This window comes from Pseudomonas sp. TE21435 (genome assembly GCF_056279265.1).
The window spans coordinates 3,828,392-3,849,365 of sequence record NZ_JBWBQZ010000001.1; the positions used below are offsets into that span (position 1 = coordinate 3,828,392).

General features: G+C 64.1%; 19 protein-coding genes. 4 read left to right on the forward strand and 15 right to left on the reverse strand.

Annotated elements, in window-relative coordinates:
* Nucleotide 1 precedes the first annotated feature (1 nt).
* From ACZ9C1_RS17305 to ACZ9C1_RS17315, 3 genes are all read right to left on the reverse strand, one after another.
* Complete coding sequence (locus ACZ9C1_RS17305; protein WP_277502279.1) at nt 2–1,060, reverse strand: putative 2-aminoethylphosphonate ABC transporter ATP-binding protein; 1,059 nt, start codon at nt 1,058–1,060, stop codon at nt 2–4.
* A gap of 217 nt (nt 1,061–1,277) precedes the next feature.
* Complete coding sequence (locus ACZ9C1_RS17310; protein ID WP_277502280.1) at nt 1,278–2,147, reverse strand: LysR family transcriptional regulator; 870 nt, start codon at nt 2,145–2,147, stop codon at nt 1,278–1,280.
* Between the two features lie 30 nt (nt 2,148–2,177).
* Nucleotides 2,178–4,433 carry a heavy metal translocating P-type ATPase gene (locus tag ACZ9C1_RS17315; protein WP_476254206.1) on the reverse strand — a complete coding sequence of 752 codons (2,256 nt, stop codon included), beginning with the start codon at nt 4,431–4,433 and terminating at the stop codon, nt 2,178–2,180.
* A 111-nt stretch (nt 4,434–4,544) separates the two neighbouring features.
* Here ACZ9C1_RS17315 and cadR point away from each other — a divergent pair, with 111 nt between their 5' ends.
* Nucleotides 4,545–4,988: a cadmium resistance transcriptional regulator CadR gene (gene cadR, locus ACZ9C1_RS17320; protein ID WP_476254207.1), complete on the forward strand. Its 444-nt coding sequence runs from the start codon at nt 4,545–4,547 to the stop codon at nt 4,986–4,988.
* Nucleotides 4,989–5,123: 135 nt separating this feature from the next.
* Here the strand turns inward: cadR and ACZ9C1_RS17325 are convergent, their stop codons facing one another.
* From ACZ9C1_RS17325 to ACZ9C1_RS17335, 3 genes are read right to left on the reverse strand one after another with little or no spacing between them, the layout of a single operon-like run.
* The gene (locus ACZ9C1_RS17325; protein ID WP_046853772.1) at nt 5,124–6,095 is read right to left on the reverse strand and encodes a thymidylate synthase; all 972 of its coding nucleotides are present in this window, start codon (nt 6,093–6,095) and stop codon (nt 5,124–5,126) included.
* A 48-nt stretch (nt 6,096–6,143) separates the two neighbouring features.
* Complete coding sequence (lgt, locus tag ACZ9C1_RS17330; RefSeq protein ID WP_102684727.1) at nt 6,144–6,953, reverse strand: prolipoprotein diacylglyceryl transferase; 810 nt, start codon at nt 6,951–6,953, stop codon at nt 6,144–6,146.
* Between the two features lie 16 nt (nt 6,954–6,969).
* Nucleotides 6,970–7,752, reverse strand: coding sequence for a sulfite exporter TauE/SafE family protein (locus ACZ9C1_RS17335; protein ID WP_102684728.1), 783 nt, complete (start codon nt 7,750–7,752; stop codon nt 6,970–6,972).
* Nucleotides 7,753–7,884: 132 nt separating this feature from the next.
* Between ACZ9C1_RS17335 and ACZ9C1_RS17340 the strand changes: the two genes are divergently transcribed.
* Nucleotides 7,885–8,631, forward strand: coding sequence for an NRDE family protein (locus ACZ9C1_RS17340; protein WP_457378479.1), 747 nt, complete (start codon nt 7,885–7,887; stop codon nt 8,629–8,631).
* Between the two features lie 168 nt (nt 8,632–8,799).
* Here the strand turns inward: ACZ9C1_RS17340 and ptsP are convergent, their stop codons facing one another.
* From ptsP to ilvA, 4 genes are all read right to left on the reverse strand, one after another.
* Nucleotides 8,800–11,073, reverse strand: a complete 2,274-nt coding sequence (gene ptsP / locus ACZ9C1_RS17345; RefSeq protein WP_046853769.1) for a phosphoenolpyruvate--protein phosphotransferase — start codon at nt 11,071–11,073, stop codon at nt 8,800–8,802.
* 22 nt (nt 11,074–11,095) lie between these two features.
* Entirely contained in the window at nt 11,096–11,575 is a 480-nt protein-coding gene (locus tag ACZ9C1_RS17350; protein WP_028688498.1) for an RNA pyrophosphohydrolase, read from the reverse strand.
* Between the two features lie 240 nt (nt 11,576–11,815).
* The gene (locus ACZ9C1_RS17355; protein WP_267302592.1) at nt 11,816–12,241 is read right to left on the reverse strand and encodes a DUF2269 family protein; all 426 of its coding nucleotides are present in this window, start codon (nt 12,239–12,241) and stop codon (nt 11,816–11,818) included.
* A 79-nt stretch (nt 12,242–12,320) separates the two neighbouring features.
* Nucleotides 12,321–13,835, reverse strand: a complete 1,515-nt coding sequence (gene ilvA, locus ACZ9C1_RS17360; RefSeq protein ID WP_476254208.1) for a threonine ammonia-lyase, biosynthetic — start codon at nt 13,833–13,835, stop codon at nt 12,321–12,323.
* A 134-nt stretch (nt 13,836–13,969) separates the two neighbouring features.
* Here ilvA and rpiA point away from each other — a divergent pair, with 134 nt between their 5' ends.
* Nucleotides 13,970–14,644 carry a ribose-5-phosphate isomerase RpiA gene (gene rpiA, locus ACZ9C1_RS17365; RefSeq protein WP_038707000.1) on the forward strand — a complete coding sequence of 225 codons (675 nt, stop codon included), beginning with the start codon at nt 13,970–13,972 and terminating at the stop codon, nt 14,642–14,644.
* A 119-nt stretch (nt 14,645–14,763) separates the two neighbouring features.
* Here the strand turns inward: rpiA and ACZ9C1_RS17370 are convergent, their stop codons facing one another.
* The 4 genes from ACZ9C1_RS17370 to ACZ9C1_RS17385 form a co-directional block, all read right to left on the reverse strand.
* Nucleotides 14,764–15,663 carry an SdiA-regulated domain-containing protein gene (locus tag ACZ9C1_RS17370; protein ID WP_277502285.1) on the reverse strand — a complete coding sequence of 300 codons (900 nt, stop codon included), beginning with the start codon at nt 15,661–15,663 and terminating at the stop codon, nt 14,764–14,766.
* A gap of 86 nt (nt 15,664–15,749) precedes the next feature.
* The gene (locus ACZ9C1_RS17375) at nt 15,750–16,670 is read right to left on the reverse strand and encodes an SdiA-regulated domain-containing protein (RefSeq protein WP_277502286.1); all 921 of its coding nucleotides are present in this window, start codon (nt 16,668–16,670) and stop codon (nt 15,750–15,752) included.
* 105 nt (nt 16,671–16,775) lie between these two features.
* Nucleotides 16,776–17,441 carry a fumarylacetoacetate hydrolase family protein gene (locus tag ACZ9C1_RS17380; protein WP_046853765.1) on the reverse strand — a complete coding sequence of 222 codons (666 nt, stop codon included), beginning with the start codon at nt 17,439–17,441 and terminating at the stop codon, nt 16,776–16,778.
* A 25-nt stretch (nt 17,442–17,466) separates the two neighbouring features.
* Entirely contained in the window at nt 17,467–18,864 is a 1,398-nt protein-coding gene (locus ACZ9C1_RS17385; RefSeq protein ID WP_110697231.1) for an FAD-binding oxidoreductase, read from the reverse strand.
* 170 nt (nt 18,865–19,034) lie between these two features.
* Here ACZ9C1_RS17385 and serA point away from each other — a divergent pair, with 170 nt between their 5' ends.
* Nucleotides 19,035–20,264, forward strand: coding sequence for a phosphoglycerate dehydrogenase (serA, locus tag ACZ9C1_RS17390; RefSeq protein WP_110697229.1), 1,230 nt, complete (start codon nt 19,035–19,037; stop codon nt 20,262–20,264).
* A gap of 73 nt (nt 20,265–20,337) precedes the next feature.
* On the opposite strand, the gene ACZ9C1_RS17395 is transcribed toward serA, so the two are convergent.
* Nucleotides 20,338–20,814 (reverse strand): DUF4399 domain-containing protein, encoded by a 477-nt coding sequence (locus ACZ9C1_RS17395; protein ID WP_476254209.1) that lies wholly within the window; start codon nt 20,812–20,814, stop codon nt 20,338–20,340.
* Nucleotides 20,815–20,974 lie beyond the last annotated feature (160 nt).

Genomic DNA, 20,974 nt, shown 5'->3' on the forward strand with positions numbered 1-20,974 from the left:
CTCAGGCGAACACCTGCAGGCTCTGCGGCGGCAGGGCCACCCAGATGTCCTGCGAACCCAGGCGCGGCATGGCTTCGGGCGCAAGCTCCGCGAGCAGCGCATGGCCCGGCAGGGCTTCGAGCTCGAAGCTCATGCGGCATCGGTTGCCGAGGAAGGTGACTTCCCGAACCTTGGCCGGGAACAGGTTTTCCTCGTGCACCACCGGGTTGACGGTGATCGCCTCGGGCCGGCAGAACAGTCGGCCGCTGCTGACGGCGCTGGCGTTGTCGGCCAGACGCATGTGCATGCCACCGACCTGGGCGTGGCTATTGCTGCTGCGCCGGAACGGCAGCCAGTTGCCCTGGCCGACGAACTCCGCGACGAAGGGTGTGGCCGGCTGGTCGTAGATTTCCTGGGGCGTGGCGTATTGCTCGACCTGGCCGTTGTTCATCACGGCGATGCGGTCAGCCATCAGCATGGCCTCGTCCTGGTTGTGGGTGACCATCAGCGTGGTGATGCCCAGCTGGCGTTGCAGCTGGCGCAGCTCGGTGCACAGGTGCTCGCGAACACGGGCGTCGAGGGCCGACATGGGCTCGTCGAGCAGCAGCAGCGAGGGCGACGGCGCCAAGGCGCGGGCCAGGGCCACGCGCTGCTGCTGGCCACCGGAGAGCTGGCCGGGATACTTCTTCTCACTGCCGGCCAGGCCCACCAGCTCGAGCATCTCGCTCACCCGCTGGCGGGAGGCCTCGCGGTTGCTGCCGGTCAGGCCATAGGCGATGTTGGCTTCGACGGTGAGGTTGGGGAACAGCGCGTAGGACTGGAACAGGATGCCGTAGTCACGGGCCTGGGGCGGCAGCTCGGAGATATCGCGGTCGCCGATGTACAGCGTGCCGCGGTCCTGGCGCTCGAGGCCGGCGATGCAGCGCAGCAGGGTGGTCTTGCCGCAGCCCGAGGGGCCGAGCAGGCACACCAGCTCGCCAGCGGCGATGTCGAGGGACACGTCGTTGAGCGCGGTGAAAGCGCCAAAGCGTTTGTGGATGCCGCGCACTTTCATCTGTGCGCCCGGGGTGACGTGGTTCATGGCAGGTCCTCATCGAAGCGATGGGGGCCATGCTAGGCAGACTGTGCGAAGGTTCTGTGGCGTTGGGGCAAAAGCCGGTGATAGTGGTATAGGCAGATTTTGTAGTGGTCTTGAGGGCCCTATCGCTGGCAAGCCAGCTCCCACAAAAGCAAGTCGGCGCCAACCCTGTGGGAGCCGGCTTGCCGGCGATGAGGCCGGTGCAACCAGTAGAGAACTGTCAGAATTGCGATCCAACCACCTCCTGCGCCACCCCCAGGAACGCCGCCGGCAACCGCGCCTGGCGCCGCTCCTTCAGGCAGTACAGGTACTCGTGCATCACCGGTGCGTTTTCCAGCGCCAGCACCCGCAGCTCGGGGTTATGCGGCACCTCATGGCGGGCAATGATGCTGATGCCGATATTGCGCAGCACCGCCTCGCGGATCGACTCGCGGCTGCCGATCTCCAGCAGCGCCCCGGCCTTCACCCCGGCGTCCTGCATCATCTGCTCGGTGAGCTTGCGGGTGGTCGAGCCCTTCTCGCGCATCAGCAGGCAATGCCCGGCCACCACCTCGATCGACACTGCCTGGCGTTGCGCCAAGGGATGATTGCGGTGCACCGCCAGTACCAGCGGGTCGCTGCCCAGCACCCGGCGTACCAGGCGTGCGTCTTCGAGCAATTGCGACGAGGCGGCGATATCCACCCGGTAGTCCTCGAGCATTTCCAGCACCTGCTGCGAGTTGCCGATATCCACCGCCACCTCCACCTGCGGCAGGCGCTCGCGGAAGATCTTCACCAGGTCGAGGATGTAGTACGGCGCGGTGGCGGCGATGCGCAGGCTGCCCTGGGCCTGGCCGCTGTTGCGCAACTCGAACTCGATGTCGGCTTCCTGCTGCAGCAGCGCCTTGACCATCGGCAGCAGGCGCACGCCCTCCTCGCTCAACACCAGGCGCCGGCCGCCGCGGTAGAACAGCTCGACGTTGTACTGGCCCTCAAGGTTGCGGATCTGCGTGGTCACCGTGGGCTGACTGAGCCCGAGCTTCTTCGCCGCCAGGGTGATGCTGCCCAGGCGGGCCACCATGTAGAAGGCTTTGAGCTCGGCGCTCAGCATTGGCAGAACCTCTTTTTCACGCCACAGGCGTTATTTGCGCAACAGGCGCAGACCGTTGAACACCACCAGCAGGCTCACGCCCATGTCGGCGAATACCGCCATCCACATGGTGGCCATGCCGGCGAAGGTGATAGCCAGGAAGATTGCCTTGATCCCCAGGGCCAGCACGATGTTCTGGGTGAGGATCGCCGCGCTTTGGCGCGACAGCCTGACGAAGGCCGGGATTTTGCGCAAGTCGTCGTCCATCAGCGCCACATCGGCGGTCTCGATGGCGGTGTCGGTACCGGCGGCGGCCATGGCAAAGCCGATCTCGGCGCGGGCCAGGGCCGGCGCGTCGTTGATGCCATCGCCGACCATGCCGACACGATGCCCCTGGGCGTACAGGTTCTCGATGCTGGCGAGCTTGTCCGCAGGCAGCAGGTTACCCTCGGCGCGGTCGATCCCCACCTGGGCCGCAATGGCCTGGGCGGTGTGGGGATTGTCGCCGGTCAACATGACCGTCTTGATACCCAGCGCGTGCAGCTCGGCAATCGCCTGGCGGCTGCTGTCCTTGACCGTGTCGGCCACGGCGAACAACGCCAGCGGACCTGAGCGGTCGAGCAGCAGCACCACGGTCTTGCCCTGGCGCTCCAGCACATCCAGTTGCGCTTCCAGCTCTGGGGAGCACAGGCCGAGCTCTTCCACCAGGCGATGGTTGCCCAAGTGGTAGGTCTGGCCCTCGATATCACCGCGCACACCGCGACCGGCCAGGGCGGCGAACTCGGAGACTTCGCTCAGAACGAGATCCTGGCCCTTGGCGAACAGGGCGATGGCACCCGACACCGGGTGGTCGGAACGGGCAGCCAGGCTCGCGGCCAGGGCCTGGGCGCGGCCTTCGAACAGTGGGTCGAGCACCTTGCTGTCGGTCTGCACCGGCTTGCCGTGGGTGATGGTGCCGGTCTTGTCCAGGGCCAGGAAGTCCAGCTTGCGCCCGCCCTCCAGGTACACACCGCCCTTGATCAGGATGCCTTTGCGCGCCGCCGCGGCCAGGCCGCTGACGATGGTCACCGGGGTGGAGATCACCAGCGCGCACGGGCAGGCCACCACCAGCAGCACCAGGGCACGGTAGATCCAGTCGAACCAGGCACCGGCCATGAACAGCGGCGGGATGAGCGCCACGGCGAGCGCTACCGCGAACACCACGGGGGTGTAGATGCGCGAGAACTGGTCGACGAAGCGCTGGGTCGGCGCACGGGCGCCCTGGGCTTCTTCGACGGCCTTGATGATGCGGGCCAGGGTCGATTGACCGGCTGCGGCCGTGACGCAGTATTCCATCGCGCCAGCCTGGTTGATGGTGCCGGCGAACAGCTTGTCGCCGACCGCCTTCTCGACCGGCAGGCTCTCCCCGGTGATCGGCGCCTGGTCGACACTGGACTGGCCACTGACCACCTCGCCGTCCAGGCCGATACGCTCGCCCGGGCGCACCCGCACCCGTGCGCCGATTGCCACCTCGCGCACCTCGACCTCGCGCCACTGGCCATCGGCCTGTTGCACGGTGGCCATGTCCGGAGCCAGCTGCATCAGCCCGCCGATGGCATTGCGCGCGCGGTCCAGTGAACGGGCTTCGATCAGTTCGGCAACGGTGAACAGCACCATGACCATGGCCGCTTCCGGCCACTGGCCGATCAGCACGGCGCCGGTCACGGCGATACTCATCAGCGCATTGATATTGAGGTTGCGGTTTTTCAGGGCAATCCAGCCCTTCTTGTAGGTACCGAGACCGCAGCCGAGGATGGCCGCCAGGGCCAGCGCGGCGACCACCCACTCCGGTGCCTTGCCGGAGAAGTGCACGATTTCGGCGGCGATCGCCGCAACACCGGACAACGCCAGCGGCCACCAGCGGGTCTTGCTGGCCTGGGGCGCACTGGCGGCGCCATCATCCTCGGCGGCCAAGGGTTCGGCCTTCATGCCCAGGCTATCGATGGCCCGCTCGATCTCGGCGGTGCCCTCGAGGGTATGGCGCACGCCGAGCACACGATTGATCAGGTTGAATTCCAGTTGCTCGATACCGGCCAACTTGCCCAGCTTGTCCTGGATCAGGGTCTGCTCCGTAGGGCAGTCCATGGCCTCGATGCGGAAGCGGCTGAGCTGCGCCTGGCCACTGGCCTTTTCGGTCAGTTGCACCAGGGCCGGGGCGGCCTTGCTGGCGCAGCAGCCGTGGGCGTGGGGCGCGTGGCCATGATCGAGGCCATGATCGAGGTCATGGGCGTGATCATGCTTGTGGTCGGGGCTGACAGGCTGGTTCATGGAATCATCCTTAACTGAGCGCTGGCCTCTGTAGAGATCCACAGAGTGGGTTGTTGCCAAGTGAACACCCTGTAGCCACTATAGGGTCAAGCCCTTTGCAGGAGATTTGCCATGAAGATCGGAGAACTGGCCAAGGCCACCGACTGCGCCGTGGAGACCATCCGCTACTACGAGCGCGAACAGCTGCTGCCGGAACCTGCCCGCAGCGACGGTAACTACCGGCTCTACACCCAGGCCCACGTCGAGCGCCTGACCTTCATCCGCAACTGCCGCACCCTGGACATGACCCTGGACGAAATCCGCAGCCTGTTGAACCTGCGCGACAGCCCCGACGGCTCATGCGGCAGCGTCAACGCGCTGATCGACGAGCATATCGAGCATGTGCAGGCGAGGATCGATGGGCTGGTGGCGCTGCAGGCGCAGCTGGTGGAACTGCGGCAGCAGTGCAATGCGCAGGGGGCGGAGTGCGCGATCTTGCAGCAGTTGGAGACGAATGGGGCGGTGTCGGTGCCGGAGATCGAGCATCCCCATGTGGGGCGCAGCCACGGGCATTGATACCAAAAGCATCGCGGGGCAAGTCGCATCGGCGCACCGCCGCTCCCACGCCGGCTGTGCATAACCTGCGTGGGAGCGGCGGTGCGCCGATGCGACTTGCCCCGCGATTGTTCAAGCTCAGGCGATGAAGGTCTGTCAGACCGCCATCGGCGCCGTCATCGGCGCATGGTGCTCGTAGCCTTCCAGCCAGAAGTCGCTCGGCTCGATCTTCTCCAGCCACTCCGGCTCGTACTTGCCGGTCTCGGCGAACGCCGGCACGCGGTCGCTGATCACCAGCTTCGGTGCCGCCAGCGGTTCACGCTTCATCTGCTCGCCCAGCATATCCAGGTGGTTCTCGTACACATGGGCATCGCCGATGAAGTAGGTGAACCAGCGCGGGGTGTAGCCGGTCAGGCGGCCGAACAGCGACAGCAGCGCCGCGCCCTCGGTGAGGTTGAACGGCGTGCCCAGGCCCAGGTCGTTGGAGCGGATGTAGAGGGTCAGGGAAATTTCCCGGGTTTCGACATTCGGGTGGAACTGGTACAGCAAGTGACACGGTGGCAGGGCCATCTCGTCGAGCTGGGCGCAGTTCCAGCCGTGGAACAGGATGCGGCGGCTGCCCGGGTCGTTGGCGATGGTGTCCAGGCACTGGCGCACCTGGTCGATGGCCTTGTAGAGGATGACGAACGCCTGGCCGTCCTCCTCGTCCTGGGCGATACGGCGGAAGCCGGCCTTCTCGGCCATCTCGATGGCGGCCGGGTTGCTCAGCGGTATGCGCTTGTAGCCGGGCCACTGGCGCCATTGCACGCCGTAGATTTCGCCGAGGTCGTCATGCCCCTGGCGGAAAGGGTTGGCCAGCCACTGGGCGTTTTCGTTGGCGTTCTGGTCCCAGACCTTGCAGCCCAGCTCGCGGAACTCGCCGGCGTTCTTCACGCCGCGCAGGAAGCCGACCATCTCGCCGATCGCCGACTTGAACGCCAGCTTGCGCGTGGTGATGGCCGGGAAGCCCTTCTGCAGGTCGAAACGCAGCATCGCGCCAGGCAGGCTGATGGTGCGGATACCGGTGCGGTTTTCCTGCAGCGTGCCGTTGTCGATGACGTCACGGACCAGATCTAGATACTGTTTCATGGCTTACCTGTAACAAGAACGGCAGGGGGATCGCCCCTGCCGTGGAAATCAAACGGTGGCCTTGGCCGTCGGTTTGCGGTTGTAGGCCCACCAGATCAGGAAGATGCCGCCGAGAATCATCGGCACGCAGAGCAACTGACCCATGGTCAACCAGCCGAAGGCGATGTAGCCAAGCTGGGCGTCGGGTACGCGCACGAACTCCACGATGAAGCGGAAGATGCCATAGAACAGCGCGAACATGCCGGAAACGGCCATGGTCGGGCGCGGCTTGCGCGAGTACAGCCAAAGGATGACGAATAATGCCACACCTTCGAGGGCGAACTGATACAGCTGCGACGGGTGACGCGGCAATTGCGCCGGGTCGCTGAACGGCGGGAAGATCATTGCCCACGGCACGTCGGTGGCCTTGCCCCACAGTTCGGCGTTGATGAAGTTGCCTATACGCCCGGCGCCAAGGCCGATCGGCACCAGCGGCGCGACGAAGTCCATCAGCTCGAAGAATGACTTGTTGTTGCGCTTGCCGAACCACAGCGCGGCCAGCATCACACCGATGAAACCTCCATGGAACGACATGCCGCCCTTCCATACCTCGAAGATCAGCGTCGGGTTGGCCAGGTACTGGTGCAGGTCGTAGAACAGCACGTAACCCAGGCGCCCGCCGACGATCACGCCCATCGACAGCCAGAACACCAGGTCGGAGAGCTTCTCGCGGGTCCAGGTGGGGTCGAAGCGGTTCAATCGGCGCGAGGCCAGCAGCCAGGCGCCGCCGATGCCGATCAGGTACATCAGGCCGTACCAGTGGATTTTCAGTGGACCGAGGGCCACGGCCACCGGGTCGATCTGCGGGTAAGGCAGCATTGTCTTTCCTCTAGGTTCAGATAAGGAAGCTGAGTCCGACGCAGAACAGCAGTGCGGCGAACAGACGCTTGAGCACGCGCGGCGACAGCTTGTGGGCCAGACGCGCGCCGTAGCGGGCGAAGAACATGCTGGTGGCAGCGATGCCGACCAGCGCCGGAAGATAGACGTAGCCCAGGCTGTGGGCCGGCAGATGCTCCTCATGCCAACCCAGCCACATGAAGCCCAGGGCACTGGCCAGGGCGATCGGCAGGCCACAGGCCGACGAAGTCGCCACTGCCTGCTGCATGGGCAGGCTACGCCAGGTAAGGAACGGCACGGTCAATGAGCCGCCGCCGATGCCGAAAATGGCCGAGGCCCAACCGATCACCCCACCGGCGGTGGTCAATCCGGGCTTGCCGGGAATGCCGCGGCTGGCCTTGGGCTTGAGGTCCAGGGCCATCTGCGCGGCGATCACCAGGGCGAACACACCGATGATCTTCTGCAGCATCGGGCCCTGGATCAGCGAGGCGGTCTTGGCCCCGACCAGCGCGCCGAGCAGGATGCCCACGGTCATCCAGGCGAAGATCGGCCATTGCACCGCGCCCTTGCGCTGGTGCTCGCGCACGGCATTGATCGAGGTGAAGACGATGGTCGCCAACGAGGTGCCGACCGCCAGGTGGGTCAGCACCGAAGGGTCGAAGCCCTGCAAGGTGAAGCTGAACACCAGCACCGGCACGATGATGATGCCGCCACCGACGCCGAACAGCCCGGCCAGCACGCCGGCGCAGGCGCCCAACAGCAGATAGAGAGCGAATTCCATTCGTGGCCCCAGTGGAAAACAATCCGGCATGGTAACGGAACCCACGCCCGGCGCTCTAGTGAACTCTGTGTCAGAAGATGGATAGCGGCCAGCGGCGCGGGTAGAGTGGCCCAATACACAAGGGGACAACCTATGTGCCTGATCGTATTCGCCTGGCGGCCGGGGACAGCCCGGCCACTGATCGTCGCGGCCAACCGCGATGAGTTCTATGCGCGGCCGACCCAGGCCTTGAAGGCCTGGGAGGACGCGACGGGTGTGCACGCCGGGCGTGACCTGGAAGCCGGTGGCACCTGGCTGGGTGTCGGGCCGAACGGGCGTTTTGCGGCGCTGACCAATATCCGTGATCCACGCCAGCCTTTGGGGCCGCGGTCCCGCGGTGAACTGGTGGCAGCCTACCTGCAGGGCGAACTGGGGGTCGAGGCCTATCTGGACCGGGTAGCCAGCCGCAGTGACCAGTATTCAGGGTTCAACCTGCTGGTCGGCGATGACAAGCGCTTGGGCTACCTGCATGCCCGTGAGCCGGCGCCACGCCTGCTTGAATCGGGGGTGTACGGGCTGTCGAATGCCGGCTTGGATACGCCATGGCCGAAGCTGATCAAAGCGCGCAGCGGGCTTGAGAAATTGCTCGAAAACGCCGATCCACAGCAACTATTGACGCTGCTGGGTGATGCACAGCCCGCGCCGGACGGCGAACTACCCGAGACCGGCGTGGGGCTGGCCACCGAGCGGCTGCTATCGAGTGTATTCATCGCCAGCCAGAACTACGGGACGCGGGCGAGCACGGTGCTGATCGTCGATGACCAAGGCCGTCGGCGCATGATCGAGCGCAGTTTCGGGCCGTTTGGGGGGCATCTGGGCGAGGTTAGCCTGGAGGTTTGAGGTGTTGTAACGGCCTGTTCACCGACCCAATTTACTTGACCTGGCCTCTGTAGGAGCGGCTTTAGCCGCGATCACCCGCAAAGCGGGTGCCACATACCGCGCTGCCTCCATCGCGGCTCAAGCCGCTCCTACAGAGGACGCCGTGCCCGGCAGCCCAGACGCCACAAATCAGAGGGTCTTGTTCGGCCCGATCATCCGCGCCAGCCCAAGATTCTTCAGCGCCAGCTGCAACGAGCTGTGGATAACCTGCGGGTTGTCATGACTCATGGCATCGGCCAGCAGCTCCCTGGCCTTGCTCAGGTTGATCTGGCGCAGCATCCACTTCACCTTCGGCAGGTTGGTGGCGTTCATCGACAGACTGTCGAAGCCCATGGCCATGAGCAGGATTGCCGCGGCCGGGTCACCGGCCATCTCGCCGCAGATACTGACCGGCTTGCCTTCCTCGTGGGCCACGCTGACCACGGTCTGCAGAGCTTGCAGCACTGCCGGGTGCAGGTAGTCGTAGAGGTCGGCGACCCGCGGGTTGTTGCGGTCGACGGCCAGCAGGTATTGCGTGAGGTCGTTGGAGCCGACCGAGAGGAAGTCAACCTGGCGCGCCAGTTCGCGGGTCTGGTACACCGCGGCGGGGATCTCCACCATCACCCCGACCGGCGGCATCGGCACATCGGTGCCTTCGTCGCGCACTTCGCCCCAGGCGCGGTGGATCAGGTGCTGGGCTTCTTCGAGCTCGTGGATGCCGGAAATCATCGGCAGCAGGATGCGCAGGTTGTTCAACCCTTCGCTGGCCTTGAGCATGGCGCGGGTCTGCACCAGGAAGATTTCCGGGTGGTCGAGGGTGACGCGAATGCCGCGCCAGCCGAGGAACGGGTTCTCTTCCTTGATCGGGAAATACGACAGCGACTTGTCGCCGCCGATGTCGAGGCTGCGCATGGTCACCGGCAGCGGATGGAACGCCTGCAGCTGCTCGCGGTAGATCGCCAACTGCTCCTTTTCGCTGGGGAAGCGCTGGTTGATCATGAACGGCACTTCGGTGCGGTACAGGCCCACGCCTTCGGCGCCGCGCTGCTGGGCGCGGGCAACATCGGCAAGCAAGCCGGTGTTGACCCAAAGCGGCATGCGGTGGCCATCCGGGGTGATGCACGGCAGCTCGCGCAGGGCATCGAGCCCCTTGGCCAGCTGGCGCTCTTCCTCGACCACGTCGCTGTACTGCTTGCGCAGCACTTCGCCGGGGTTGGTGAAGACTTCGCCCTTGTAGCCGTCGACGATCATCTCGATGCCGTCGGCCTTCGAGTAAGGCAGGTCGACCACCCCCATGACCGTGGGAATGCCCATGGCCCGGGCCAGGATCGCCACGTGGGAGTTGCCCGAGCCGAGTACCGAAACCAGGCCCACCAGCTTGCCCTCCGGCACCTCGCCGAGCATCGCGGGGGTCAGTTCTTCACTGACCAGAATGGTGTTGTCCTGGTAGACCAGCGACTGCGAACGGGCCTCCTGCAGATACGCCAGCAGGCGCCGGCCCAGGTCCTTGACGTCCGATGCCCGCTCGCGCAGGTAGTCGTCATCCATCAGCTCGAAGCGATTGACGTGTTCGCCGACCACCTGGCGCAAGGCGCCCTGGGCCCACTGGCCAGTCTTGATGACTTCGACCACCTCGCCACCGAGGGCGGCGTCCTCGAGCATCATCAGATACACGTCGAACAACGCACGTTCTTCGGGGCGCAGCTGGGTGGCGAGCTTGGCCGACAGCTTGCGCATGTCCTCGCGCACGCCTTCGAGCGCGTTGTTGAACAGCTTGAGTTCGTTGTCGATGTCCTCGACAGTGCGGTCGGGCACCACCTCCAGGTCGGCGGGCGGCAGCATCACCACCGATCGACCGACCGCCGCGCCCGGCGAACCCGGCACCCCGACGAAACGGGCTTCCTGGATGCCCTTGCCCTGACGGCCCAGGCCACGGATCGAACCCGTCGCCTCGGCGTGGGCGATAACCCCGGCGAGCTGCGCGCTCATGGTGACCAGGAAGGCCTCTTCGCCTTCGTCGAACTGGCGGCGTTCCTTCTGCTGGATGACCAGCACGCCGACCACGCGACGATGGTGGATGATCGGTGCGCCGAGGAAGGAGGCGAATTTCTCTTCGCCGGTTTCGGCGAAGTAGCGGTAACGGGGGTGATCGGCGGCGTTCTCGAGGTTAAGCGGCTCCTCGCGGGTGCCGACCAGGCCGACCAGGCCCTCGTTGGGCGCCATGCTGACCTTGCCGATGGAGCGCTTGTTCAGGCCCTCGGTGGCCATCAGCACAAAGCGGTTGGTGTCCGGGTCGAGCAGGTAGACGGAGCAGACCTGGCTGCCCATTGCCTCCTTGACGCGCAAGACAATGATCCCCAACGCCGTCTTGAGATCTTTGGCGGAGTTCACTTCCTGGACGATCTTGCGCAGCGTATTGAGCATGGCTCGGGGTCGGACTCCGTCGTCAGTCGCGCGTCAGCAGGCGCGGGGCTAGCTCTTTCAGGGCGCGGCGGTATACCTCGCGCTTGAATGTCACCACCTGGCCCAGCGGATACCAGTAGCTGACCCAGCGCCAGCCATCGAATTCCGGCTTGCCGGTCAGGTCCATGCGCACCCGTTGCTCATTGCTCACCAGGCGTAGCAGGAACCACTTCTGTTTCTGGCCGATACACAACGGCTGGCTGTGGGTGCGCACCAGGCGCTGGGGTAAACGATAACGCAACCAGCCACGGGTGCAGGCAAGAATTTCCACATCCTGGCGTTCCAGGCCTACTTCTTCGTTCAGCTCGCGGTACAGGGCATCTTCCGGCGTTTCGTCAGGGTTGATACCCCCCTGTGGAAACTGCCAGGCATCCTGGTTGATCCGCCGAGCCCATAGCACCTGCCCGGCATCATTCGTGAGAATGATCCCGACATTGGGGCGAAAACCATCCGGGTCGATCACGGCAGCAACCTCGCAAACGCATGTCGCCGCATTGTTCCACAAAGCCTGAGCGCGCAGCAACGCGCCCGCCACGCTTATGTGCGGCGAGGTGAAGACTGCGTATTGGGCGAGCGTCGCCACACCGGGCGTGGCACTGGTATACAGGGTTTGCATGAAGGCAAGGTGACGCGACTGCGTTAACCCCTCGCGGGCCCCGCCCGCCCCCAAGGTTTACCAATGGGAGCGGGCTGGCGGGTGTCATCAGACCGGCTTGGCGCCCATCAGGCCGGCGATGGACAGGAAGCACACACCGCTGAACACCGCCAGCGCCAAGGTGAACTTCAAGCCGACGGCTTCGGCCTTGCGCAGCCGGTTGAGGCGCGCCACCAGCCACCACACGGCAAACGCGCCAAGGGTATAGATGACGCTGGAGGCCAGCACCCAAGTCTGCCCCAGCGGCCAGCCGACCAGGTGCACCAGCCACCAGCCGGTGAACGGCATGCTCAGCAGGCACAGCCCCATCAGCAGCCAGACGAACACCAGCGGGCGGCGCAACAACTTGCCATAGGCCTCGGTGTCGCCCTTGCGCCGGGCATGCCAGGTCCAGCCCGCCAGGCCCAGGGCGCCAAGCAGCAACAGGGCCGTGGCGAGGATGTGCAGGGTCTTGAGGGTGGTCAGGTGTTCCATGTGAAAATCATCCTTCAGCAGGCTTTTTCGCTTTCGGCCTCATCGCGGGGCAGGCCCGCTCCCGCGAGGTGAAGCGTGTTCAGCCCAAGAATAGCCGGTAAGCCGGGTTCTCGGTCTCGTCCCAGTATGGATAGCCGATCTTGGCCAGGGCTGCCGGCACCAGGTGACGCTCTTCCTCCGGCACCTGCAGGCCCGCGACCACGCGCCCGTCGGCGGCGCCGTGGTTGCGGTAGTGGAACATCGAGATGTTCCAACGCCCGCCCAGCTTGTTGAGGAAGTTGAACAGGGCACCGGGCCGCTCCGGGAACTCGAAGCGCAGCACCATCTCATCGCTGGCGCCGGCCGAGTGGCCACCCACCATGTGGCGGATATGCAGCTTGGCCAGTTCGTTGTCGGTCAGGTCTGTGACTGGGAAACCTTGCTCCGTCAGCTGTTGTACCAATGCCGCACGCGGGTCGGTTTCCGGGTGAGTCTGCACGCCGACGAAGATGTGCGCCTCGTCAGAAGTGTGCTTGCGGTAGTTGAATTCAGTGATCTGGCGCTTGCCGATAGCCTCGCAGAAGGCCTTGAAGCTGCCTGGGCGCTCAGGAATGGTCACGGCGATGATCGCCTCGCGCTTCTCGCCCAGCTCGGCGCGCTCGGCCACATGCCGCAGGCGGTCGAAGTTGACGTTGGCGCCCGAGTCGATGGCCACCAGGGTCTGCCCGGCCACACCCTTGAGCTCGACGTACTTCTTGATCCCGGCAACACCGAGAGCACCAGCAGGTTCGGTGATCGAGCGGGTATCGTCGTAGATATCCTTGATTGCGGCGCAGATCTCGTCGGTACTGACGGCGATCACTTCATCCACATGATGACGACAGATATCGAAGGTGTGCTGGCCGATCTGCGCCACCGCCACGCCGTCGGCGAACAGCCCGACCTGCGGCAGCACCACGCGCTCACCGGCGGCCATGGCAGCTTGCAGGCAGTTGGAATCGTCCGGCTCGACGCCGATGACCTTGATTTCCGGACGCAGGTACTTCACGTAGGCGGCGATACCGGCGATCAGACCGCCGCCGCCGACCGGCACGAAGATCGCGTCGAGCTGGCCCGGGTGCTGGCGCAGGATCTCCATGGCCACCGTGCCTTGCCCGGCAATGGTGTGCGGGTCGTCGTAGGGGTGGATGTAGACGAAACCTTTCTCCTCCACCAGCTTCAGCGAATAGGCCAGCGCCTCGGGGAAGCTGTCGCCATGCAACAACACCTTGCCACCACGCGAGCGCACGCCTTCGATCTTGATCTCCGGGGTGGTCTTGGGCATGACGATGGTCGCCTTGATACCCAGCTCCCGCGCCGCCAGTGCCAGGCCCTGGGCATGGTTGCCGGCCGAGGCGGTGACCACGCCACGGGCCAGCTCCTCGGCGCTCAGTTGCGCCAGCTTGTTGTAGGCCCCGCGGATCTTGAACGAGAACACCGGCTGCAGGTCCTCGCGCTTGAGCAGCACCGTGTTGCCCAGGCGCTTGCTCAGTTGCCCGGCCGTGTGCAGCGGGGTTTCGACAGCAACGTCGTAGACGCGCGAGGTGAGGATCTTCTTGACGTACTGTTCGAGCATCGGAAAGCATCACTGGGCCGCGGGACAAGGGCTGGGAGTCTACCGCAGCGCCACGTCGGGCGACCACAGCAAAGCCGCCGGAGCCGCTATACTAGGCAACTTTCGATATCCGCCCTGCCCCTCCCGGAGCCCGCATGACCCAGGACCAACTCAAACAGGCCGTCGCCCAGGCCGCCGTCGACCTCATCCTGCCGAAACTGGATGAGAAAAGCGTCGTCGGCGTTGGCACAGGCTCGACCGCCAACTTCTTCATCGACGCCCTGGCCCAGCACAAGACCGCCTTCGACGGCGCCGTCGCCAGCTCCGAGGCCACCGCCCAGCGCCTGAAGGGCCATGGCATCCCGGTGTACGAGCTGAACAGCGTCAGCGAGCTGGAGTTCTACGTGGACGGCGCCGACGAGAGCGATGCCCATCTCAACCTGATCAAGGGCGGCGGCGCGGCCCTGACCCGCGAGAAGATCGTCGCGGCAGTGGCCAAGACCTTCATCTGCATCGCCGACGCCAGCAAGCTGGTGCCGGTGCTGGGTGCCTTCCCTCTGCCGGTCGAGGTCATCCCGATGGCCCGCAGCCACGTGGCGCGCCAGCTGGTCAAGCTGGGCGGCGACCCGGTCTATCGCGAAGGCGTGGTAACCGACAACGGCAACGTCATCCTCGACGTGCACAACCTGCAGATCACCAACCCGGTGGAGCTGGAAAGCCAGATCAACGCGATCGTCGGCGTGGTTACCAATGGTCTGTTCGCGGCGCGGCCGGCGGATGTGCTGTTGTTGGGGACCGCTGAAGGCGTGAAGAGCCTGAAGGCCGAGTAATCGCCAGCGAGAGCTGCGCCCTCGAATCGCTGGCAAGCCAGCTCCCACAGGGTCCGCACTACCTTGTGGAAGCTGGCTTGCCAGCGAACACCGGCGAAGCAAGGGCCATCCTCAACCCATCAAGGCTGCTTGAACACATAGAACAGGTTCGGCTCACTGACCAGATAGATGGTCCCGGCATCGTCCATCGCAATCCCCTCAGCTTGTGGCACGGTCTGCTTCAACCCCTGGAACCCCTTGCGCAATGACAGGGTACTCAGCGGCCGCCCCTTCACATCAAGCTCCAGCACCAGCCGCGACTCGTCGGACAGCGCCAGCAGGTGCCCGCTGCGTTCGTCGAACTGCAGGCTCGACAGGTCCCTCACGAACAACCGCCGGTCGCGCTTGCGATCCTGCACCACATGCACGGCGTAGGGTTTGTCGGGATTGTCGTGGGGAAAGCCGTGCACCTCGTAGATCATCATCGGGTCCCGCTCCTTGGCCACGAACAGGCGCTTGCCTGCCGAGTCGTAGGCCAGCCCCTCGAACCCCTTGTTGCCGTTCAGGCCGATGCCCAGGGACAACTGCTCGGCGTCGGCGGCATCGAGGAACAGGGTGTCATCGTCCAGGCGCACACGAATCAGCCGCTGCTGGCGCTCATCGGTGATCACGTAGCTGTTGGGCCCGACGTACTCCACCGCCTCGGGGTCGCCGAAGCCGGTCAGCGGGACACGGCGCAGGATACGGCCATCCAGTGACAACTCGATTAGCTCCGACCGGGCATTGGTGACGGTGAACAGGCTCTTGCGGTCGGGGTCGTAGGTCAACGCCGAGATGTCGTCGTCCAGGCCCTCGATAGGCCTGGCCTCGAGCACCACCTGGTAACGATCCAGGCCGATGCTCTGCTCAGCCGGCTGCCACCAGGTCTTGAGGTTGAACCAGCCCCGCTCGAACATGCGGAACTCGTGCCCGGCAGCCCCCAGCACGAGCAGGCAGACAAACACGAAGAAGACGAAGATCAGGCGAACGTGGCGGCGCATGCGGGCGGACTCGGCAATAGGAGCGCGTAGCTAACCACTATCAACTGAAGCAAAGCTTAATGCCACCATCAGAAATGTCTGATCGGTCAGTTCTTTTTGAAGCGATAGAACAGATTCGGCTCGCTGACCATGTACAGGTTGCCCTGGTCGTCCATTGCCACTCCCTCGGCCCGGGGAATGGTGTCAGCCAGGCCATTGAAGCCGCCCAGCAGGGTCATGAAGCTGACCTGCTCACCCTTTTCGTCAAGCTCGAGCAGCATGTTGGAGTCTGCCGACAATGCCAGCAGATGCCCTGTGCGCGGGTCGATACCCAGCGCGGACAAGTTGCGCAGATCCAGTTCGTCGCTGGCCAGCGGCTGCTTCTGGCCCTTGAGCGGGTTGCGCCCATCGGTGTTCCAGATGAACATCCTGGGCGGCCGCTCGGCGCCGATGACCAGGCGCTGGCGCATCAGGTCCCAGGCAATGGCCTCGAAGCCCTTGTTGCCTTCATCAGCGTCGCCCAGGTCGTAGGGCTGGTAGTCGGCGCGGTTCAGCGACGTGGTACCGGCATCCACCTTGACCAGTGTCAGGTCATGGTTGCGCTCATCGACGATGGCGATCTGGCCATCCTCAAGCACCGCCACCCCTTCCGGATTGGACCAACCCACCAGGGGGATCTTGCGCAACACATCGCCATCGAGGGTGAGCTCGACCAGGAACGGGTGCTTGCCCATGACTGCGAACAACGACCGGGTGTGCGGGTTGAACGCCAGGTCCGACGCCTCGTCACGCTCCATACCGGGCAACGGCTTGGCATCGATGTCGACCACGTAGCTGGGCAGCCAGATGCTTTCCTGGCGTTCAGCCTGGCTTTCGAAACCTTCCTTTATCCACAGCAGGCCACGGTCATCCCAGTGCATGGCCGAAATGACGCCGTAGCCAATAACCGCAGCTGCTGCCAGGCCGAACGGCCAGCGCCGGTAAAAGGGGCGCTTGGGAGACACGGAAGCGCGGGAGGGAGAGGGCATGCAAGGGTCCTGAGGATAGGCGTAGGTTCGCGCATTATCCGCAAAGGGTGTGAAAAAACGGTAAACGTCTCTGCACTTTTTCCAGGAAAGGCGCGAACCTTCGGCTCAGAGCACCCGGCTCTCGAACCGGCTGACGCCTGGAAGCTCCAGCACCAGCTCGTCGCCAACCTCGAACGGCCCCACACCCGCCGGAGTGCCGGTGAGGATCACATCACCCGCCTGCAACGAGAAGCACGCGGCCATATGCTGGATCATCGGCACGATGGGGTTGAGCATCATCGCGCTGTTGCCGTCCTGGCGCACCTCGCCGTTGATGGTCAGGCGTATACCGATGTCCTTCACATCCTCGAAGGCGCCTGCCGAGACAAAAGGCGGCAGCACGCAAGCACCATCGAAGCTTTTGCACAGCTCCCACGGCAGGCCCTTTTCCTTCAGTTTGCTCTGCAGGTCGCGCAGGGTGAGGTCCAAAGCCGGGGCATAGCCGGAAATGGCGTCGAGCACCTCTTCCTCGGTCGGCTTGGTCGACAACGGCTTGCCCAGCAACACCGCGATTTCCGCCTCGTAGTGCACCGAGCCACGCTCGGTCGGAATCTTGAAGCCACCTTCCAGGGGCACCACGCAACTGCCGGGCTTGATAAACAGCAGCGGCTCGCTGGGGATGGGGTTGTCCAGTTCCTTGGCATGCTCGGCGTAGTTGCGGCCAATGCACACCACCTTGCCCAGCGGGAAGTGGATGCGCGTGCCGTCTACGTACTGGTGCTGGTAACTCATGGCCGACTCCTGTGAACACTGCTTTTTATTCGGGAGCGAAGATCTTACCCGGATTCATGATGCCGTTCGGGTCGAACACCGCCTTGATCGCCTTCATGCAAGCGATTTCTTCCGGTGAGCGGCTGTAGCCCAGGTAATCGCGCTTGGTCATGCCCACGCCGTGCTCGGCGGAGATCGAGCCGTTGTAACGCTCGACGATCTCGAACACCCACTTGTTGACCTTGGCGCAGGAGGCGAAGAAGTCGTCCTTGCTCATGTGGTCGGGCTTGAGGATGTTCAGGTGCAGGTTGCCGTCGCCGATATGGCCGTACCAGACCACCTCGTAGTCCGGATAGTGCTCGCCGACGATGGCATCGATGTCGCGCAGAAACGCCGGCACTTTCGAGACGGTGACAGAGATGTCGTTCTTGTAGGGCGTCCAGTGGGAGATGGTCTCGGACAGGTACTCGCGCAGCTTCCACAGGTTCTTCAGCTGGGTGTCGCTCTGGCTCATCACCCCGTCCAGCACCCAGCCCTGCTCGACGCAGTGCTCGAAGGTGGCGAGCGCCTCGTTGGCCACCTCCTCGGTGCTGGCTTCGAACTCCAGCAGGGCATAGAACGGGCAGTCGGTTTCAAATGGCGCGGGCACATCGCCCCGGGCGAGGATCTTGGCCAGGCCCTTGTCGGAAAAGAACTCGAATGCGGTGAGGTCGAGCTTGCCCTGGAAGGCGTGCAGCACTGGCATGATCGCGTCGAAGTCAGGCGTGCCCAGCACCATCGCCGTAAGGTTGCGCGGCGCACGGTCGAGGCGCATGGTCGCCTCCACCACGAACCCCAGGGTGCCTTCGGCGCCGATGAACAGTTGGCGCAGGTCGTAGCCGGTGGCGTTCTTGATCAGGTCCTTGTTCAGCTCGAGCAGCTCGCCCTTGCCGGTGACCACCTTCAGCCCAGCCACCCAGTTGCGGGTCATGCCGTAGCGAATCACCTTGATTCCGCCGGCATTGGTGCCGATATTGCCGCCGATCTGGCTGGAGCCGGAGGAGGCGAAGTCCACCGGATAGTAAAGCCCCTGGTCCTCGGCGAACTGCTGAAGCTGGCGGGTCACCACGCCCGGCTGGCACACGACGGTTCGATCGAACTCATTGAAGGCCAGGATCTGGTTCATGTAGTCGAAGGCGACCACCACCTCGCCATGGGCGGCCACGGCAGCGCCCGACAATCCTGTACGCCCGCCCGATGGCACCAAGGCGACCTTGTGCCGGTTGGCCCAGCGCACGATGGCCTGGACTTGATCGATGGTTTTGGGGAAGACGATCGCGCTTGGCGCAGGCGGGTAGTGCTTGGTCCAGTCCTTGCCGTAGGCGTCGAGCGAGGCAGGGTCGGTGAGGACCTTGCCAGGGTCGACCAGGGTCATCAGTTCATCAATTACCACGGACTGGGTCATCGCTGGAACTCTCGACTTATTCATAGTCACCCTGAGCACGCTTCACCTGTCGGGATGGGCTCAGATTGTGTCGCGTATGCTAGCATAGCCCTCCCGCTGTTCGTGCTAAGGCCGACGCCGCGCCGCTTCACCCCCCTCGCCATTTTTCTCCGGGATACAGGTTTACGCAGATGAGCAAGACTTCTCTCGACAAGAGCAAGATCAGGTTCCTTCTTCTTGAAGGCGTCCACCAGAATGCGGTGGATATCCTCAAGGCTGCCGGGTACAGCAACATCGAGTACCTCACCGGCTCGCTGCCGGATGCAGAGCTGAAGGAAAAGATCGCCGATGCCCACTTCATCGGCATCCGCTCGCGCACCCAGCTGACCGAAGAGGTCTTCGACTGTGCGAAGAAACTGGTCGCGGTCGGCTGTTTCTGCATCGGCACCAACCAGGTCGACCTGAGCGCGGCCCGCAACCGCGGCATCGCGGTGTTCAACGCGCCGTACTCCAACACCCGTTCGGTGGCCGAACTGGTGCTGGCCGAAGCCATCCTGTTGCTGCGCGGCATCCCCGAGAAGAACGCCTCCTGCCACCGCGGTGGCTGGATCAAGAGCGCGGCCAACTCCTTCGAGATCCGCGGCAAGAAACTGGGCATCGTCGGCTACGGCTCGATCGGTACCCAGCTGTCGGTGCTGGCCGAAAGCCTGGGCATGCAGGTCTACTTCTACGACCCGCTGACCAAGCTGCCGCTGGGCAACGCCACCCAGGTCACCAGCCTGAACGAGCTGCTGGGCCTGGCCGACATCGTCTCGCTGCACGTGCCCGAGCTGCCATCCACCCAGTGGATGATCGGCGAGAAGGAAATCCGCGCGATGAAGAAGGGCGCGATCCTGATCAACGCCGCCCGTGGTACCGTGGTCGAGCTGGACCACCTGGCCGCCGCAATCAAGGACAAGCACCTGATCGGCGCCGCCATCGACGTGTTCCCGGTCGAGCCACGCTCCAACGACGAAGAGTTCGAAAGCCCGCTGCGTGGCCTGGACAACGTGATCCTGACCCCGCACATCGGTGGTTCCACCGCCGAAGCCCAGGCCAACATCGGCCTGGAAGTGGCCGAGAAGCTGGTCAAGTACAGCGACAACGGTACCTCGGTGTCGTCGGTCAACTTCCCGGAAGTCGCGCTGCCGGCCCACCCAGGCAAGCACCGCCTGCTGCACATCCACGAAAACATCCCGGGCGTACTCAGCGAGATCAACAAAGTGTTCGCCGAGAACGGTATCAACATCTCCGGTCAGTTCCTGCAGACCGACGAGAAAGTGGGTTACGTGGTCATCGACGTCGATGCCGAGTACTCCGACCTGGCCCAGGAAAAACTGCAGCATGTGAAGGGCACTATTCGCTCGCGCGTACTGTTCTAAGTTTGCCGGCTGCATGAGAAAGGGAGGCCCTGGCGGCCTCCCTTTTTCGTTGCGTGCGTCTACAGAGCAAGCGTCATTTGACGGTGACGGTGATCTTCTGCGACTCGACGTTCGGTTTGAACGGCACATGGTACATGTCGCCCAGCACCAGTTGCAGGGTGTGCTTGCCCGGCGTCAGGGTGATGGTCGCCTCGGTCTGTGCCTTGCCGAAGTGCAGTACTTGCGGGCCAGCTGGCAGGGGTGCGTTGTTCTCCGGCATCAGGCTGGTCGGCAACGGCATGTCGGCGACCGGCGCCTTGTCCACATCTACCAGCAGATGGTGATGCCCGGTGTGCGGAGTCTGGTCACCCGCAGGCTTGAGGCCCATGCCCTCGATACCGAACTTGACGGTGAAGGTCTTGTCGACCGTGGCCCCGTCGGCGGGGGAAACGATGAAGACCTTGGCGCCCTCCGGTGGCTGCTGGCTCTTCAGCGCATCCGCGGCACTGGCGAACACCGACGCCCCCATCAGCAAACCGGCGACGGCAGCACGCGAAAATAGGCTTTTCATTCACTTCTCCTGTGATTCACTTCAATTGACCGCTATCACTTAAACGAAGCACAGCGGTACTTCACCATAGTCCAACCAGCCAGGCAGAGGTTCAAAAACAGGGGCAGAAATATTTCAGGCCGGCGTAAACATTAACGCGGCTACACGGTCATAGGCTGCG

Bases quoted from the DNA above. Each gene is read 5' to 3' on its own strand.
- ACZ9C1_RS17305 (WP_277502279.1), bottom strand. From the start codon at position 1,060: ATGAACCACGTCACCCCGGGCGCACAGATGAAAGTGCGCGGCATCCAC.
- ACZ9C1_RS17310 (WP_277502280.1), bottom strand. From the start codon at position 2,147: ATGCTGAGCGCCGAGCTCAAAGCCTTCTACATGGTGGCCCGCCTGGGC.
- ACZ9C1_RS17315 (WP_476254206.1), bottom strand. From the start codon at position 4,433: ATGAACCAGCCTGTCAGCCCCGACCACAAGCATGATCACGCCCATGAC.
- cadR (WP_476254207.1), top strand. From the start codon at position 4,545: ATGAAGATCGGAGAACTGGCCAAGGCCACCGACTGCGCCGTGGAGACC.
- ACZ9C1_RS17325 (WP_046853772.1), bottom strand. From the start codon at position 6,095: ATGAAACAGTATCTAGATCTGGTCCGTGACGTCATCGACAACGGCACG.
- lgt (WP_102684727.1), bottom strand. From the start codon at position 6,953: ATGCTGCCTTACCCGCAGATCGACCCGGTGGCCGTGGCCCTCGGTCCA.
- ACZ9C1_RS17335 (WP_102684728.1), bottom strand. From the start codon at position 7,752: ATGGAATTCGCTCTCTATCTGCTGTTGGGCGCCTGCGCCGGCGTGCTG.
- ACZ9C1_RS17340 (WP_457378479.1), top strand. From the start codon at position 7,885: ATGTGCCTGATCGTATTCGCCTGGCGGCCGGGGACAGCCCGGCCACTG.
- ptsP (WP_046853769.1), bottom strand. From the start codon at position 11,073: ATGCTCAATACGCTGCGCAAGATCGTCCAGGAAGTGAACTCCGCCAAA.
- ACZ9C1_RS17355 (WP_267302592.1), bottom strand. From the start codon at position 12,241: ATGGAACACCTGACCACCCTCAAGACCCTGCACATCCTCGCCACGGCC.
- ilvA (WP_476254208.1), bottom strand. From the start codon at position 13,835: ATGCTCGAACAGTACGTCAAGAAGATCCTCACCTCGCGCGTCTACGAC.
- rpiA (WP_038707000.1), top strand. From the start codon at position 13,970: ATGACCCAGGACCAACTCAAACAGGCCGTCGCCCAGGCCGCCGTCGAC.
- ACZ9C1_RS17370 (WP_277502285.1), bottom strand. From the start codon at position 15,663: ATGCGCCGCCACGTTCGCCTGATCTTCGTCTTCTTCGTGTTTGTCTGC.
- ACZ9C1_RS17375 (WP_277502286.1), bottom strand. From the start codon at position 16,670: ATGCCCTCTCCCTCCCGCGCTTCCGTGTCTCCCAAGCGCCCCTTTTAC.
- ACZ9C1_RS17380 (WP_046853765.1), bottom strand. From the start codon at position 17,441: ATGAGTTACCAGCACCAGTACGTAGACGGCACGCGCATCCACTTCCCG.
- ACZ9C1_RS17385 (WP_110697231.1), bottom strand. From the start codon at position 18,864: ATGACCCAGTCCGTGGTAATTGATGAACTGATGACCCTGGTCGACCCT.
- serA (WP_110697229.1), top strand. From the start codon at position 19,035: ATGAGCAAGACTTCTCTCGACAAGAGCAAGATCAGGTTCCTTCTTCTT.
- ACZ9C1_RS17395 (WP_476254209.1), bottom strand. From the start codon at position 20,814: ATGAAAAGCCTATTTTCGCGTGCTGCCGTCGCCGGTTTGCTGATGGGG.